Annotated in this window: 17 protein-coding genes and 1 tRNA gene; 6 read left to right on the top strand and 12 right to left on the bottom strand. The window is 35.1% G+C overall.

Going from position 1 to position 15,994, the window contains the following annotated elements; all coding sequences use genetic code 11:
• Window positions 1–2 precede the first annotated feature (2 nt).
• From smpB to F3H00_RS02465, 6 genes are all read left to right on the top strand, one after another.
• Window positions 3–455, top strand: coding sequence for an SsrA-binding protein SmpB (gene smpB / locus F3H00_RS02490; protein ID WP_148798644.1), 453 nt, complete (start codon window positions 3–5; stop codon window positions 453–455).
• Between the two features lie 8 nt (window positions 456–463).
• Window positions 464–1,060: a thioredoxin domain-containing protein gene (locus F3H00_RS02485; RefSeq protein ID WP_012139980.1), complete on the top strand. Its 597-nt coding sequence runs from the start codon at window positions 464–466 to the stop codon at window positions 1,058–1,060.
• Between the two features lie 62 nt (window positions 1,061–1,122).
• On the top strand, window positions 1,123–1,557 hold the full coding sequence (flgB, locus tag F3H00_RS02480; RefSeq protein WP_148798323.1) for a flagellar basal body rod protein FlgB: 435 nt from the start codon (window positions 1,123–1,125) through the stop codon (window positions 1,555–1,557).
• An 8-nt stretch (window positions 1,558–1,565) separates the two neighbouring features.
• Window positions 1,566–2,066, top strand: coding sequence for a flagellar basal body rod protein FlgC (flgC, locus tag F3H00_RS02475; RefSeq protein WP_103589479.1), 501 nt, complete (start codon window positions 1,566–1,568; stop codon window positions 2,064–2,066).
• Window positions 2,066–2,359: a flagellar hook-basal body complex protein FliE gene (gene fliE, locus F3H00_RS02470; RefSeq protein WP_148798321.1), complete on the top strand. Its 294-nt coding sequence runs from the start codon at window positions 2,066–2,068 to the stop codon at window positions 2,357–2,359. Before flgC ends, fliE begins: the two co-directional genes overlap by 1 nt.
• A gap of 7 nt (window positions 2,360–2,366) precedes the next feature.
• A complete protein-coding gene (locus F3H00_RS02465; protein WP_107695921.1) occupies window positions 2,367–4,199 on the top strand; it encodes a peptidoglycan D,D-transpeptidase FtsI family protein in 1,833 nt (610 codons plus the stop codon).
• 97 nt (window positions 4,200–4,296) lie between these two features.
• Here the strand turns inward: F3H00_RS02465 and F3H00_RS02460 are convergent, their stop codons facing one another.
• From F3H00_RS02460 to rpsG, 12 genes are all read right to left on the bottom strand, one after another.
• Window positions 4,297–4,797: a hypothetical protein gene (locus F3H00_RS02460; RefSeq protein ID WP_148798319.1), complete on the bottom strand. Its 501-nt coding sequence runs from the start codon at window positions 4,795–4,797 to the stop codon at window positions 4,297–4,299.
• A 53-nt stretch (window positions 4,798–4,850) separates the two neighbouring features.
• Window positions 4,851–5,282 (bottom strand): fatty-acid--CoA ligase, encoded by a 432-nt coding sequence (locus F3H00_RS02455; protein WP_107776102.1) that lies wholly within the window; start codon window positions 5,280–5,282, stop codon window positions 4,851–4,853.
• Window positions 5,283–8,378 carry a cytochrome c biogenesis protein CcsA gene (locus tag F3H00_RS02450; RefSeq protein WP_148798317.1) on the bottom strand — a complete coding sequence of 1,032 codons (3,096 nt, stop codon included), beginning with the start codon at window positions 8,376–8,378 and terminating at the stop codon, window positions 5,283–5,285.
• 45 nt (window positions 8,379–8,423) lie between these two features.
• Window positions 8,424–8,981, bottom strand: a complete 558-nt coding sequence (locus F3H00_RS02445) for a c-type cytochrome (protein WP_087578611.1) — start codon at window positions 8,979–8,981, stop codon at window positions 8,424–8,426.
• Between the two features lie 92 nt (window positions 8,982–9,073).
• On the bottom strand, window positions 9,074–10,348 hold the full coding sequence (locus F3H00_RS02440) for a major outer membrane protein (RefSeq protein ID WP_148798315.1): 1,275 nt from the start codon (window positions 10,346–10,348) through the stop codon (window positions 9,074–9,076).
• A 255-nt stretch (window positions 10,349–10,603) separates the two neighbouring features.
• Window positions 10,604–11,041 (bottom strand): hypothetical protein, encoded by a 438-nt coding sequence (locus F3H00_RS02435; RefSeq protein ID WP_107686538.1) that lies wholly within the window; start codon window positions 11,039–11,041, stop codon window positions 10,604–10,606.
• Between the two features lie 133 nt (window positions 11,042–11,174).
• Window positions 11,175–11,762 (bottom strand): hydrogenase-4 component G, encoded by a 588-nt coding sequence (locus tag F3H00_RS02430; protein WP_148798313.1) that lies wholly within the window; start codon window positions 11,760–11,762, stop codon window positions 11,175–11,177.
• Window positions 11,763–11,844: 82 nt separating this feature from the next.
• Window positions 11,845–12,279, bottom strand: coding sequence for a Dps family protein (locus tag F3H00_RS02425; protein ID WP_021090517.1), 435 nt, complete (start codon window positions 12,277–12,279; stop codon window positions 11,845–11,847).
• A gap of 149 nt (window positions 12,280–12,428) precedes the next feature.
• Window positions 12,429–12,806 (bottom strand): rhodanese-like domain-containing protein, encoded by a 378-nt coding sequence (locus tag F3H00_RS02420; RefSeq protein WP_021090898.1) that lies wholly within the window; start codon window positions 12,804–12,806, stop codon window positions 12,429–12,431.
• Between the two features lie 408 nt (window positions 12,807–13,214).
• Window positions 13,215–13,291, bottom strand: a tRNA-Arg gene (locus tag F3H00_RS02415).
• 79 nt (window positions 13,292–13,370) lie between these two features.
• On the bottom strand, window positions 13,371–15,449 hold the full coding sequence (gene fusA / locus F3H00_RS02410) for an elongation factor G (protein WP_103600667.1): 2,079 nt from the start codon (window positions 15,447–15,449) through the stop codon (window positions 13,371–13,373).
• A 12-nt stretch (window positions 15,450–15,461) separates the two neighbouring features.
• The gene (rpsG, locus tag F3H00_RS02405; RefSeq protein ID WP_021090980.1) at window positions 15,462–15,932 is read right to left on the bottom strand and encodes a 30S ribosomal protein S7; all 471 of its coding nucleotides are present in this window, start codon (window positions 15,930–15,932) and stop codon (window positions 15,462–15,464) included.
• Window positions 15,933–15,994: the final 62 nt, after the last annotated feature.

Raw genomic sequence — 15,994 nt, 5'->3', positions numbered from 1 at the left:
TGATAAAAGATCTAGCAAAAAACAAGAAAGCTTTGCATGACTTTAGCATACTTGAGACCTTCGAGGCTGGTATTGTACTAAAAGGCAGCGAGGTCAAAGCACTAAGGGCTGGCAGGGCAAATTTAAAAGATAGCTTTGTGCGTGTCATAAAGGGCGAGCTTTTCTTACTAAACGCCCATATCAGCTATCTTGAGACTACACACAGCGCATTTCGTCCAAATGAGCGAGCAGCTAGAAAACTTTTGATGCATAGAAAGCAGATTGATAAAATTTTTGGTCAAGTCTCGCAAGATGGACTAGCACTAGTTATTTTGGCACTTTATCTAAGCGATAAAAACATCGTAAAAGCAAGACTAGCTCTTGCAAAAGGTAAAAATTTACACGACAAGCGCGAGACTTTAAAAAGACGCGAGGCAGACAAAGAGGCAAGAGCTGCCATAAAAAGATATGTTTAAGGGATAAGATGAAAAATTTGCTTGTTTTAATAATCGCTTTATTTGCTTTTTTTGGGTGCGGTGATGATGAGAGTAGCAGTGCAAATTTTAAAGAATTTAGTCCAAATGAAGAGGTGAAGCTCGTAGATGTGAGCGGCAAGGAGCTTACTTTAGTTAGAAAAGATCACGGCTTTGCTATCAAAAATGATGAAAATAAGGTTTTAATGATCGATATTTTTGGTACATTTTGCCCGCCTTGTCAAAAAGAGGCAGCTGAGCTTACAAAATATCAGCTTGAAAACAAAGATAAATTTACACTAATTGGACTAACTCACTTTGAAAATGTCACAAATGAGTATGTTTTGCACGAATTTATGCAAAAATTTAACGCCTATTATTTCATAACAAACGATCAAAAGATAAATGACAGACTTGCCGAGCAAATCGTAAGAGACATCGAATACAAACACGAGATCGCACTACCTTTTAAGGTCGTGATAAAAAATGGCGAATATCAAATTTTAACAGACGTAGATAGCGGACAATACGGGGTAAAATACTATCTTGGTGGTATAAAAGTCACAAAAATGAAAGAAGATCTGGCAAAAATTTATGAGACAAAATAAATTTACCCTATATTTGGAACATCGTTTGCTTATAAAAATGTGAAATTTCATAAGGATTTTAAATGTTTGTTTTAGATAAATCAAAATCTAGCCCACTTGTTGAATCAGCTCTTGCAGGCAGAGAACTACGCCAAAAACTAATCTCTGGCAATCTTGCAAACGTTGATACACCATTTTATAAAGCTAGAGATATAAGATTTGAAGATGTTTTAAAAGAAAAAGCAAATGAAATTTATAACACTTCAAGCCAAAAAAAACTACAACTTGCTAAGACAAACGAAGCGCATATGGCTGTGGTTGATTTTCCAAAAAGCGATACGGCTCAAATTTTCTTGCGTGATGGTCACATGGCCAGAAATGACGCCAACACGGTTGATCTTGATGTTGAGACAACAGAAATAGGCAAAAATACAGTTATGATAAACGCCCTTGATAACGCATACAAGGCTCAAAGCAATATCTTTAAAAGCGTAATAGACGCAAGCGCTAAGAACTAGGAGAGATGATGTCATACTTAAACGATTTTGATATTAGTGGATACGGACTAAGCGCACAACGCTTCAGAATGAACGTCATCAGCTCAAACATAGCAAATGCTCAAACTACAAGAACGGCTGAAGGTGGCCCTTACAGAAGGCAAGAGGTGATCTTTAAAGAGATGAATTTTGATAAAATTTTAAACGATCAGCTTAAAAGCTCACAAAGTCTGCTCGAGTATGAAAATCCACTAGATGATCCAAGCTCACCAAGAAATGCTTACCCTGCCCTAACTAGCGTGATTGTGGATAAAGTAGTACGTGACGATAAGGACTTTCAGCTAAAATATGACCCAAGTCATCCAGACGCAAATGCAAATGGCTACGTCGCATTTCCAAATATAAATCCAGTCATCGAGATGTCTGACCTACTTGAAGCAACAAGGGCATATCAAGCAAACGTGGCAGCCTTTCAAAACGCAAAAACAATAGCACAAAGTGCGATATCACTTATTTCAGGACAAGCATAATGATAAATAGTATAAATTTAGACAAAATAAATAAAAATGAAAATTCAAATAAAATAGCAAAAGCAGGCGAAGGAGGCGGCTTTGAAAATGCCCTAAACGACTCTTTAAAAGAGCTAAACAAGGTTCAAATAAACGCTGATAAAGCCATAGCCGATCTTGCGACTGGCGAGGTAAAAGATCTTCACCAAGCTGCTATTGCGATAGGCAAAGCAGAGACTAGCATGAAGCTTATGCTAGAAATTCGCAACAAAGCACTAAGTGCTTATAAAGAAATTTCTAGAACACAAATTTAAGTCATTAATGAATTCCAGAAAATCAAAAATAACCATACTTTTTTTATTAATTACTTTTGGAATTTCAATATTTGTACTTGTCATATTTTATAGAGCAAGTATCGAGCGAAAGCTTCCTAGGCTTCAAACAAGCGATATAAACACAGCAATTCGTGGCAATATAATCACAAAAGATGGCTTTAGCATCTCTTCAAGCCAAAAACTCTACAAAGTGATGCTTGATACTAGAAATATTGATCCTAATAAAAAAGAGATGTTTATCAAGCTATATTCGCTTTACAGCGGCGACGATCCAAACAAAGTAAGAAAGATCATAAATGGTACAAAAGGCATCGTTACACTCTCATATAGTATTGATGCAAAGGGTGCTACTTATCTTCAAGAGCTCTCAAGAAAGCTAAATCGCAAGAGCATTTTGGTTTCATACCTTGATCCAAAAACAGGACTTGCTTCATTTCAGGGCATGAGAGTAATGGAGAGCGGCCAAAATCGTAAATTTATGTCAAAAGATGCCCTCACACCAGCTATTGGCTACGTGAGCAAAACTGAAAGTGACGCACTTACAAAAAGCAAAGGCGTAAAAGGTCTTGAGAGATATTATGAAGATTATTTAGCCCCTATACAAAATGCAAAAATTTTAGGGCCTCGCGATATTGGAAATAATATTATTTTAACAAGTGACTCAAATTTAGCAACAAGAGTAGATGGCTACAATGCAGTACTTTCTATACCATTAAAATTTCAAACTAAACTAGAGCAAATTTTAGATGAAAAGCGTGAATTTCTAGATGCAAAAGAGTTAGTCATCTGCATAATGAATAGCAAAAATGGAGAAATTTTAGCCCTAGCTTCTAGCTCAAGATATGATCCTTCAAACATAAGAAAGCAAGATTATAGCGCTCTAAATTCGACCGTTAGTGAATATGCTTATGAAGTTGGCTCAGTTTTTAAGCCATTTATATTTTCCATCTTACTTCAAGAGAAGAAAGTAAATCCATTTGAGCTTGTAAATACCTATAATGGCCGATACCAACTTGGCAAAAGGATAATCAAAGATACCCACCCAGAGCCTTTTATGAGTGCTGAAGACATAATTGTACACAGTTCAAACATCGGCATGATTCAGCTTGTTGAACGTTTAAATGGGCCACAAATTTATCAAGGACTTTTAAATTTTGGCTTTTCAAGAAAAACTGGCATAGATCTACCTTACGAGCAAGTAGGCATGATGCCAACAGTTACAAAGCTAAACTCATCGACATATAAGGCGACTGTGAGCTACGGATACGGCTTGCAAGCTACATTTATGCAGCTTTTAAAAGCCTATAATACATTTAATAATAAAGGCATTGAAGTTACTCCTCACATGGTTGCCTACTTAGAGAGAAATGGAAAAAGATATGATTTGCCAAAGTCCGAGCCAGCTCAAGTTATATCACAAGAGACCGCAAAGATAATGAAGAGAATTTTAATAAAAACGGTTGAGAAAGGTACTGGACTAAAAGCCTTTACGCCAGGACTTGAGATAGGTGGCAAGACTGGAACTGCACACATTGCCTCAGGTAGTGGTGGATACAGCAATACCTACAATGGCTCATTTTTTGGCTTTGTAAATGATACAAGAGGCAATAGCTACACAATAGGCGTTTTAGCAAGGGATCCTAAAAGACCTTACTACTACTTCGGTGCTCAAAGTGCCTTGCCTATGTTTAAAAAAGCAGTTGATCTGATGGTTGAGGATGGATATTTATTTCCTGATGCAAATGTAATAGCTGAGTTTGAAGCCAAAAAAGATAAGCTTAAAAATGATAAGGCAAAACAAAAACCTGCTTTGGACTAAAATTTTAAAAACAAGAAAGATATAAAAATTTCTTTTGCTTTTATTGCTTTTAATAAATTTCTCTAATTACAAAGTCTTTAATACTCTTAAAATACTTTTAGTTTCTAATAGCAATTAAATTATAAATAGAAAATCTAAACTGATCAAAAAATTTAAAGTCTTTAATATTTTTAGAAGTTATCTCTTTGTCATCTTTGTAGTTCTTTCCGCCTAAAAAGATTAGATAAGTAAGCGGCGTAACATAATTAAACCTTAAGAAAAGCGCTACAATGCAATGAAAAAAGCCGTGATTATATTTGATACAAACATAAAAGCCATAAATTATATAAGCTATCATTAGAATCAAAAAAGCATAGAATACAAAGCTTAAACCAGCATAATCTGAAATATTTAAAAAGCTACAAACTAAAATAAAAGTACCTACCAAAGCAGGTAATATAATGATTGGAAAAATTAGATGAAGTCCGATTAGATCAAATTTACTCGCATAAACCTTTATATTATATCTACCTGCTGGGATTATCAAAAATATTGGCAATACGATTGAAAAGAAAATAAGAAATATCACATAGATAGAATCAATATCATAAGAACTCATTTTTATACCAAATTTAATTTTAAGATATTTTAACTACACTTTTTTTAATAAATTTATCTACGATTTTTGCGATTTTCTATGCCGATTTTTTCACTCTCTTCTATTTCGACAATGTAGCTTGGATTTTTCTTTTTAGCCTCTTTGTCTAAAAAACTAATGAGCTTTGCATCAGAATTTTTATGAGAGCAGATTAAAATTATAAAATTTATATAGTTATTTGCCTCTTTTGGCATGACTTGGTTATTTTTAGCTGGTATACTAAAATTTCCTACAAAAATTTGAATAAGTTCGAAAAGCTCGTTTTTACTTAGACTATTATCACCCGCAAGCTTTTCAAGCTTTTCGATCGTTATCTCTTCTTTTTCTAATGCAAGTTCCTTTGTTTCGGTGCTATAATCCCTATTTCTTAAAAGTATATAGATTAACACACAAATTGCAATTAATAACAATACAACAAAGAAAACTATTAGGCCTTTTATTAGCATCTAAAGCCTTGAGCAAAGTGATCGCTTTGTAAATGCTAAAACACTCATAAGCACCATTATTACGATACTAATCCAGACAAAATCAGGCACTGGTAATGGATCGCCAGCTGCATATGAGTGCATGCCAGCTAAATAAAAATTTACGCCAAAATAAGTCATAATAATCGACCAATAAGCAAAGAATGAAGCCACCGCAAATGCATACTGGTTGTTTAGCTTTGGAATAAATCTTATATGAAGAACTGCGGCATAAACAAGTATCGAAACTAGCGCCCAAGTCTCCTTACTATCCCAGCCCCAATATCTGCCCCAGCTCTCGTTCGCCCAAACACCGCCCAGGAAATTTCCAAGAGTAAGCAAGCTAAGTCCTAGTATCATTGCCATCTCATTTATACGGGTAGCTTCGAGGATATTGCGAGAAATTTCTGGATTTGGCTTTTTCTTATTTTGTAAAATGATAAGCAATAGTGTAAAGCCACCAAGTAACGCGCAAAGCCCTAAAAATCCATAACTTGCAGTAATGACAGAGACATGTATTGTTAGCCAGTAGCTTTGAAGCACTGGCACAAGTGTAGTGATCTGCGGATCCATCCAGCTAAGGTGCGCAACAAACAATGTAACACCAGCCAATATAGACGTAAGAGCAAGAGCGATAGGACTACGTTTTGCAAAGACGATACCAGAAAATCCTAGAGCCCAAGCGATATAGACCATTGATTCATAAGCGTTACTCCAAGGCGCATGCTCAGCAATGTACCAACGAAGTCCAAGTCCAACAGTATGAGCAAGAAAAGCCAGCAAATTTACAATGTATACAACTCTTACAATACCATTTATCTGAACCTTTGGAGCTAGCATTTTGACAAAAACAAAAAATAAAAGCGCAAGGCCAGCCAAAAGATAAACTGGCGTCAATCGCTCAAAAATTTGAATTTTATTAAACAAAATTTCTATATTTATCTTTTCTTCACTTGGCATTACAGCAGAGCCATACTTTTGCTGATAGGCTGAAATTTTATCAAGTGCAGCATCAGCCTTGCTCCAATCATTATCTTTTGTTGCCGCATCAACTGCTGCAAAATACTCTCTCATCATATTGATGACCAGATCAGCCTCTTTAGGCGGAAAGTACATCATTGCACTAGCAGGCGAATACCAAGAGTTTGATGGGTCATCTTGTTTTGGAAAAATTTTAAAAATTTCACCAATAAATATCATATAAAAAACGTTCAATCTCTCGTCAATCTTTATCACATCTTTATCAAATGTATTGCGTGATCCAGGGTGCTTACGATTAGCAATTTCGGCAAATTTTGTGAGTTTATATTCACTTCCACCATCTTTTGTGGCTCTAAAAAAATCATTAAAACTTGCATATTTTGCATTTTCATCTATGCCAAGCTCTTTTTTTAGCTCCTTGCTTTGTCCAAGTGAGATAATTTTTTCACTTCGCCAAAAATCAGGCGTTACCATTATTGAAAGCATCGCTTGATTCGAGTTTAGGCTATTTATGTTCTCGCTTCTATGTATTTTATTTAAAATTTCTTTGCTAAGAGTGTCAAATGGCTTCATTCTACCATCTGAGCTTTGTACAATAAGTCTAGAAAGCTTTTGTGTGTGCTCTTTGCTGATATTAGGCAAAAAGTCTTCAGCCTTTAATGAGCTAAAATTTAAACTTAAAAGCATAATGGCAATGATAGCAACAATCTTTTTACTGCCTTTTGTTGATTCATTATCGATTAACTTAGCTAGTTTTCTAAAACGGCTACCAGGATTTACAACATTTAACACAAAGCCAAGTCCAAGCAAAAAGTAGCCGATATAAGTTGGTATCTTGCCTGGATCTTTATTGACAGAGAGAATGGTTCCCTTTTCATCTGTATCGTATGAACTTTGGAAAAATCTATAACCATCATAGTCAAGCACGTGATTCATATAAATTTTATAGTCAAGCCCCGACATGTTTGTATCATCTTTTACAATAACTTCACTTGAATAGCTCATAGGAGAATTTGAGCCAGGATATCTTTTAAGCTCAAAGTCTTTTAAGTATAAGCTAAACGGAAGTTTAACTTGCTGCGCGCCCCATGAAGCGTTAAATTTTTGTCCAGCCACAGCCAAGCGTGAAGGCTCTGTTAGGTTATAAAAAATATGCATCTCTTTACTCTCGCCTTTATAATTTAATTCAGCTATCAAGGCGTTAAATTCGCTATCTTTTGTACTAACTAGCTTTCTTGAAGCATGAGTCGAAACTAATCTTGGAGCAAAATTTATATTTGAAATAGTATAAAGACTGCCTATGCCAAAATCACTTACACTACCAGCTTTTAACTCAGTTTTTGAACTATCACTCATTGTAAATTTTGAAAGATCAGCATTTGAAGTAACTGTGAAATTTCCGTCCACTAATTTAAAAAGCACATATTTTTTGCTCTCGTCTGGCTTAGCATTAAAGATAAAACTAATATCTGCAACTCTTGCTTCCTCTTCTTCTAACAAGAAGATTTCTTCACTTTCGCTCTCGTTTGAAACCACAAATTCCACTACTGGTTGCCCATTTTTATCATCTACAAACTTATAACTTGCATTTGGCACAAATTCTTTAAATTTTAAATTAGCTTCATTATCTGCTATTTTTAGCTTTAGATCAAAACCTTTTTTTGCATCAGAAAGTCCTAGTGGCAAAGCAGCGTTTAACTCTTCTCCATTATCGTTTAATGCGGTTAAATTTAAATAGGATATTTTTGTCGTAACGATATTTGACTGAGTTTTTTCTCTTATATGCATATCAGCCTCAAAGCCAATGTATCTTGTTGTACCAGCACCTATTAAGATAACGATAAAACCAAGATGGAATATAAGCGAAGGGAGTTTTTTAGGATCTATTAAGTTGTATCTAAAGATATTATAGGTCAAATTTATGCCAAGAAGTAGTTGAATGAGAGCAAACCAGCTAGCACCATAAACATAGTACCATGCAGCTTCTGTGCTAGTTTTACTTTCTATTATCGTAGCGGCTCCGCTAGCTATGGCAAAGATTATCATCAAAATGATAGCTGAGCCCATACTTAAAAATAATGATTTTGGATTTAACATCTGCTTCCTTTTATTTACATTATGACAAAGCTATCAAAGTGAAACTTATCTTAAATAACTGCCTTGCTTTGTTTGGGTAGAGACTGGCTTGTTTTCATTTGTGTCTTGTTCAGCAAAAGCATCTTTGCCTTTTAGATAGGCAAGAATCGCGCCAAGATCATTATTTGAAAGAATTTTAGCTTGGTTTTGCATTACATTTTTACCGCTTCCACCAAAACTTGAGTCGCTTCTATAAGAGATGATACTATCTTCAATATCCTTAGCATCCATATTTTTTAGAGGCGTTGAACCAAATGGTCTTTTATCAGCATTTTCACCATGGCAGCTAGCACATTGCTTTTCATAAAGCTCCTTACCCAAAGAAACACTATATCTGCCCTTTCTATCAACGCCCAATTTTAAAATTCTATTATCTTTATAGCGTCTTGGATCTTCATCGACATAGACATTTACTTTTTCATTTCTATCATTAGCCTGCTTTTTTGCCATTTCAGCAAGTTCTTTACCAAACTCACCACGAGCTTCTATATAGTAGACTTGTGAAGCTGCAAAGGCATTTGCCACCAAAAAACACGCCAAAAAAGAAATTTTAATACTTTTCATAACTTTCCTTGAAATTTTGCTCTAAATTTAAAAATCCCGGATCAGATTACTCCGACCCGGGATTATATCATAAGTTGATTAATGAGCTACGATTAGAATGAGTATTTAGCTTCAAATCTGAATTGATCTTCTTTGTTTTTAGCCTCATCAGCAAATTTTGAAGTTTTGAATGCATAGTATGAGCTAAATGTTAGCTTTTTGCTATATTCATATGCAAATCTTGGGGTAACCTCTTCAACTTTTTCTTTACCATTTTCGCCAGCAGCTGCAGCATGTTTAATGTGACCTTTTATATAATCAACACCAACTGTAAATTTATCAAATGTATATCCAGCTGTTCCATATACTAGGTTTGCTTTTCCATCAGCCCAAGTTGGATCAAGTGTAAGCTCACCAACATCTATTAGACTACCTTTATCCTCAAAAGCAAATGATGTTACGCCTTTATTATCAACTTTCCAACCCATATAACCAGCTCTCAAATCAAAGCCGAATAATGAAGCTGTAAGTTCGCCAGCATAGAAGTTACCATCATTATAGTTTGCAACGCCATTAGATTCACTTATAGCTTTAGAAAGATGTGCTTTTGCACTTTTATCTACAGTAGTATTTATATAGTTAACTCTACCACCTAAGCTAACATCATCATTAATAGCAAAATTTGCTGAAACATCAGCTGCAAGTAGGTCAGCTAGATTTGTTAAGCTAGCATACCATAGTTGGAAATTGATAGGATCATATGAACCAGCGATGCCAGCTGCATATAGATTACCTGCATCATAATCATTTAAATTATTTGTAATTTCATACAACTCGCCATCACTTTCAACACTATCACCCTCAATTGCGTCAAAAGCTAGAGCTGTTAGAGTAAGTCCTTCAATATCTTCATTTACTACTCTTACACCAGTACCAATAGCATCATCTGTAAAGAATGAGCCGATCTCTTGTTTGCCAGCTGTTATAGTAGTGTTTCCAGCTTTATAACCAAGATAGAACTGATGAACTCTAAATGGCTCAGTTGTATTAGTTTTATCTGTGCCAATTCCTTGACTACCTTGATCGTTCTGAGTATTATCACCAGAATTATCAGTAGCGTTATATCTTAAACCAATAACGCCAAAGAAGTTATCATCAATGGCAGCTTTAAAATTTGCTACAGCTTTAAATTGATGACCAGCTTTTGAGCCAGACTCTGATTTTGTATTAGAAAATTCACCGTGTTTTTTATCGTTTGTGTATCTATATCTTGCAAATCCTGAAAGATCTACATTTTTTATAGCTTCTTCAAGTGGAGTAGCACTTGCTACGCTTGAAAATGCACCTAAAGCAACCAAAGTGGCTAAACTAATTTTTGTTAGTTTCATTTTTTCTCCTTTTAAGGTTTTGTGCTGACGATTATAATCAATAAAATTTAACATGAAGCTTAAAATTTTTAATTTCAGTTACCGATCGTTTACCGTAATTAATCAAAAATAGGTAAAAATTGATAATTTTAAACAAACTAAGGATAAAAATTAAAATAAGTAAAAAGAAAAAGGGGCTATTGCTTTGCCCCTTAAAAGGAGTTCTAGTTTTGATTGCTGTTGAAATTATATAAGCAAGCAGTAAATCAACGGTAATTAAAAAGAAATTTTTTCCTCTTTTGGTACTTCGATATTTGTTTTTACACTTTTTCTTTTAATAACCACTTCATTTTGCGGCTTTTTTATACCATTATATAAGCCACTAGAGCCACCCTCTTTTATAAGCAACATATCTATAAGTTTATCTGCATAAAAGGTCGCATAGACCAAGTCACCTTTATCATAATAGTATCTATTTGCACAAAAATTTGCTTTATTGAGTTTGTGATTTTTTATATCGCTCGCCACTATTTCATAGCAGTATTTTGAATCTTTATAAGTAACCTCTTTTATAAAACCTTTAATCGAGCTTTTTACTGGCGTATTTTGCATGACCTGTCTTGGCTGTTTTCGTACTGGTGGGTTATCCTCAAAAAATGAGCAACCCAAAAACATGATAGTAGTTGTCAGTGGAAGTAAAATTTTAGCTTTCATCTCTTATCCTTAGTGTAAAACGGCGAAGTATAACTTTTAAGATTAAATAAATTTTGCGGGAAATTAAAGGCTCGTATCTAAATTTATATACACGATCATATAAATTTATCTTAGGCGAGCCTGCCTAAGATAGTTAAGCTGAAACATTTAAAACGTTACCGCCAAGCTCGGCGATCTTTTTATCAAGTGTCTCAAGAGTCTTTTCGATAGTCTTTTGTGAAATTTCAGGAAGCTCACCTCCCCAAATTTTCTTCGCATCCTCAAAACCCTTTGCCGCGCCCTCTCTACCAGCTTTTAGTTTTTCCACGTCATCGCCTGCACCATTTAGCACAAAGCTAGCTATCCTATCAGCCGTATTTGCGATACCAAAAAATCCATTCTCGCTAATAAGATCATTTGCCTCGTCACTACTTAGCTCGTTTAAAGATTTACCGTTATAGCCGATACTTGTAAGATCAAGGCCTGATAAAATTTCTGATAAATTTTTAGGCGCATTAAAGCTTAAGCCACCTTGAGCTAATAAATTTGAACTACTACTTTTAACGATCTCTTTTTGATACTGCAAAAAGTAGCCATTTGAAATGTCTTTGGCTGTTAAATTTGTAATTTCAGACTCTTTTTTAGAAATATCCTTTTCATCTTTATGAAGTGAAATTTCTGATTTTACATTTTCTTTTAGACCTAAATTATCGTATGAGTTTGCAATTTGAGAAATCTTCATTTTGGCTCCTTAGAATTTATAAAATCAATATCGCCAAAAAGTAGAATTTATTTAGGTAGAGCGGGAAAACTCCCGCTAGTAGTTATTTGCTAAGTGTTGCGTTTAGCATCCAGATCGCTTTTTCAAATTTTGCGATTTGATCTTGTGCATACATTTGAGTTGTTGTATCACCTTCTGCAAGCTCGTCAAGCTTTTTAAACTCACCCAAAAGGTGTTTATAATCAGCCAAGACAATCTCTAAAACCTCAGTTGGAGTGTAAATTTCTTTTGGCTCGTGTTTGATATGAGTAACTTTTGCTAGCTCCTCAGCCTTGACGATAGGTCTGCCACCAAGCATAAGAGCTCTCTCAGCTGCATCGTCAAATATCTCACTCATATCTTCGTAAGCTTTTTCTGTGTATTCATGAACGCTAAAAAATTGAATACCTTTTACATTCCAGTGAAGATCGTGAAATTTAATATAAAGTGCATTTGCATCAGCCTGAATAACATTTAATTGTAAAATAACTTTTGACATTTTGTCTCCTTCTTTATTGTAAATATGATGAAATTATATATAGCTAGAGTTAATCGGTGGTTAATCAAATAATAAATTTTATTATTTGATATAAAATTTGACTACAAAATAAAATTATCTTGTAGTCAAACGTAGAATCATAAATTTTTCTATTTTTTATATGGTGTAGTTTTGTAGCCTTGCTCGATCAAACTGCTCATACCTCCATCTAAATTTATTATCTTAAGATCTGAGCTATCTATTGCTGCGGCTGCTGCTGTGCTTCTTCTGCCACTTCTGCAAACAAGAGCAATAGGTTTTTTGATATCGACTGCCTTTGAAAGCTCCTCTAAAAATGCACTCTTATCATTTGGATTAAAAGTTATAGTCTTTGCACCTGCGATAACGCCAGTCTCTTGCCACTCAGATGGAGTTCTAATATCAATAATCTGATCATATTTTTTGATCTCATCTGGGCTTATATTAACGGTTTTAACATCAGCTGACAACATACAACAAACAGCTCCTAAAAGTAAAATTTTTTTCATCTGCTCTCCTTAAATAAATTTTTGAAATGTTAGCACAGATTATTAAATATATAAAAATTTTTGTTGATAAAATTTATTAGTTTAGATAAAAATTAATAATATAACGTGTTGATAAAAAAGCTAAACCCACTACGAATACATATATAGATAAACCGACTAGATTGATGAAAATATAGTCATTTACCATTACGCTTTTTATAAAATTTCTTTGATATTAGTGATCTTGTTTGCATATAACTTATAATCTTTTTTATAAAGTCCATTCTTTGCATTTTTTCTTTTACTCTATTATACTGATCAGCATAAGAGCATTTTTATAAATTGCTATATCTTATTATACGTTTTAGTATATTTTAAAAAACACTTGTTTGAGCACTTTGTATTTTACAAAGATGATTGCATGATGGATGGTGTCCCCAACAGGATTCGAACCTGTGGCCTTAGAATTAGGAATTCTACGCTCTATCCAGCTGAGCTATGAGGACAATTCACATATTTTGTAGATAGATTTTATCAGAATAAATAATTTTTGAAGGACAGATTACTCTGCCCTTCTTTGGTTAATTAGCCATTTCTCTTTTTAATGATTTCATCACTTACGTTTTTAGGAACTTCTTCATAGTGATCAAATTCCATTGAATAAGTTGCACGACCTTGAGTCATTGAGCGAAGATCTGTTGAATAGCCAAACATTTGAGCTAATGGACAATAAGCTGCAATGATCTTCACACCATTTCTATCATCCATTGAATTTACTTGACCACGGCGTTTATTAAGGTCGCCTATAACATCACCCATATACTCTTCTGGAGTTTCAACTTCAACCTTCATCATAGGCTCAAGAATAACAGCACCTGCTTTTCTAGCACCTTCCTTAAAGCCCATTGAAGCAGCAAGTTTAAATGCCATTTCAGATGAGTCAACTTCATGGTAGCTACCATCAAAAAGGGTAACTTTAACATCTTCGACTGGATAACCAGCAAGAACACCGCTTTGAAGTGCCTCTTTGCAACCTTTTTCAACAGCTGGGATATATTCTTTTGGAACAACACCACCTTTGATATCGTTAACAAACTCAAATCCACTAGCAGCTGGAAGCGGCTCAATACGTAAAAATACGTGACCATATTGACCACGACCGCCTGATTGTTTAGCATACTTATACTCTTGCTCAACTGTTTTGCGGATAGTTTCGCGGTAAGCAACTTGTGGTTGACCAACTTCAGCATCAACTTTAAATTCACGAAGCATACGATCAACTATGATCTCCAAGTGAAGCTCACCCATACCGCTAATAATAGTTTGACCACTCTCTTCGTCTGTACTAACTCTAAAACTTGGATCTTCTTGAGCTAGTTTTTGAAGTGCTATTGCCATTTTTTCCTGGTCTGCCTTTGTTTTTGGTTCAACTGCAACACTAATAACTGGCTCAGGGAAGTCCATTCTTTCAAGGATAACTTTATCTTTCTCGCTAGCTAGAGTATCACCTGTTAGAGTATTTTTTAGACCAACAACAGCACCGATCTCACCAGCAAAAAGCTCAGTAATCTCTTCACGTTTATTTGAGTGCATTTTTAGCAAGCGACCGATTCTCTCTTTGCAGTCTTGAACTGTGTTGTAAGCATAGCTACCACTTTCAAGGCTTCCTCTATAAACACGGATAAATGTTAGCTGTCCAACAAATGGGTCAGTCATAATCTTAAACGCAAGAGCGGCAAATTCGCCATTATCTGTACTTTCAACAGTTACTTCAGCGCCATCTTCATAAACACCATTTATTGCTGCGATCTCATCTGGAGCTGGTAAATAATCAACAACAGCATCAAGTAGAGGTTGGATACCTTTGTTCTTAAACGCAGTTCCGCAAAGCATAGGCGTGATAGTCATTCTCAAGCAGCCTGCTTTTATGCCTTTTTTGATCTCTTCTTCACTTAGCTCTTCACCAGCAAAAAATTTCTCCATCAAGCTATCATCTGTCTCTGAAACTGCTTCGATTAGTTTTGCACGGTATTCCTCTGCTTTATCTTTAACTTCAGCTGGAATTTCTTCTTCAACATAGTCAGTTGGCTTTTTCTCATCATTCCAAACATAAGCTTTCATTCTTACAAGGTCAACTACGCCCCTAAAGTTATCCTCGGCGCCTATAGGAATTTGAATAGGAATTGGGTTTGCTTTTAGTCTTTCCCTGATCTGCTCTTCAACTCTAAAGAAATTTGCACCGATTCTATCCATTTTATTAACAAAAACGATTCTTGGTACGTGATATTTATTTGCTTGTCTCCAAACAGTTTCTGATTGTGGTTGAACACCGCCAACAGAACAAAATACTGAAACAGCACCGTCAAGAACACGCATAGAACGCTCAACTTCGATAGTAAAGTCAACGTGTCCCGGAGTGTCGATTAGGTTTATTTGATAACCCTTCCAAAATGCCGTAGTTGCAGCTGAAGTAATAGTAATACCACGCTCTTTTTCTTGTTCCATCCAGTCCATGGTAGCAGCACCATCATGAACTTCACCTATTTTATGGCTCATACCAGTAAAGAATAAAATTCTCTCGCTAGTAGTTGTCTTTCCAGCATCAATGTGAGCCGCAATACCGATATTTCTTACCTTATGTAAAGGCGTTTTTCTCTCTGCCATATTAATTCTTTCTTACCAGCGGTAGTGAGCAAATGCTTTATTAGCCTCTGCCATCTTGTAAGTATCTTCCTTCTTCTTGAAAGATGCACCTTTTGAGTTTGCCGCATCTAAGAGCTCATTTGCTAGTTTATCTATCATAGTTCTTTCGCTTCTTTTTCTGGCGTAAGTTATAAGCCAGCGGATAGCAAGAGCTTGTTGGCGAGCTGGGCGAACCTCAACTGGTACTTGATAAGTAGCACCACCAACACGGCGTGATTTAACTTCTAAAATAGGTTTTACATTTTCAATAGCATCATTAAAAACGTCGATGCCTTTAACCTCAGCATTTTTCTTTTCTATGGCTTTAATAGCACCATACATTATCTCAGTAGCGACGCTTTTTTTGCCATCATACATAAGAGAATTAATAAATTTAGTGATTATTTTATTTCCGTAAATCGGATCAGGTAAGACTTCCCTTACAGGGGCTTTTCTTCTTCTCATTTTGATCTTTCCTTCAAATTTTTATGAAATTTTACTCAAACGTTTGCAAATTATAGCAACGT

Origin of the sequence: Campylobacter concisus, assembly GCF_902460845.1 — a bacterium.
Taxonomy (GTDB): domain Bacteria; phylum Campylobacterota; class Campylobacteria; order Campylobacterales; family Campylobacteraceae; genus Campylobacter_A; species Campylobacter_A concisus_X.
The sequence above is the reverse complement of the archived record's forward strand: the minus strand, read 5'-3'. Positions and strand labels throughout refer to the sequence as shown.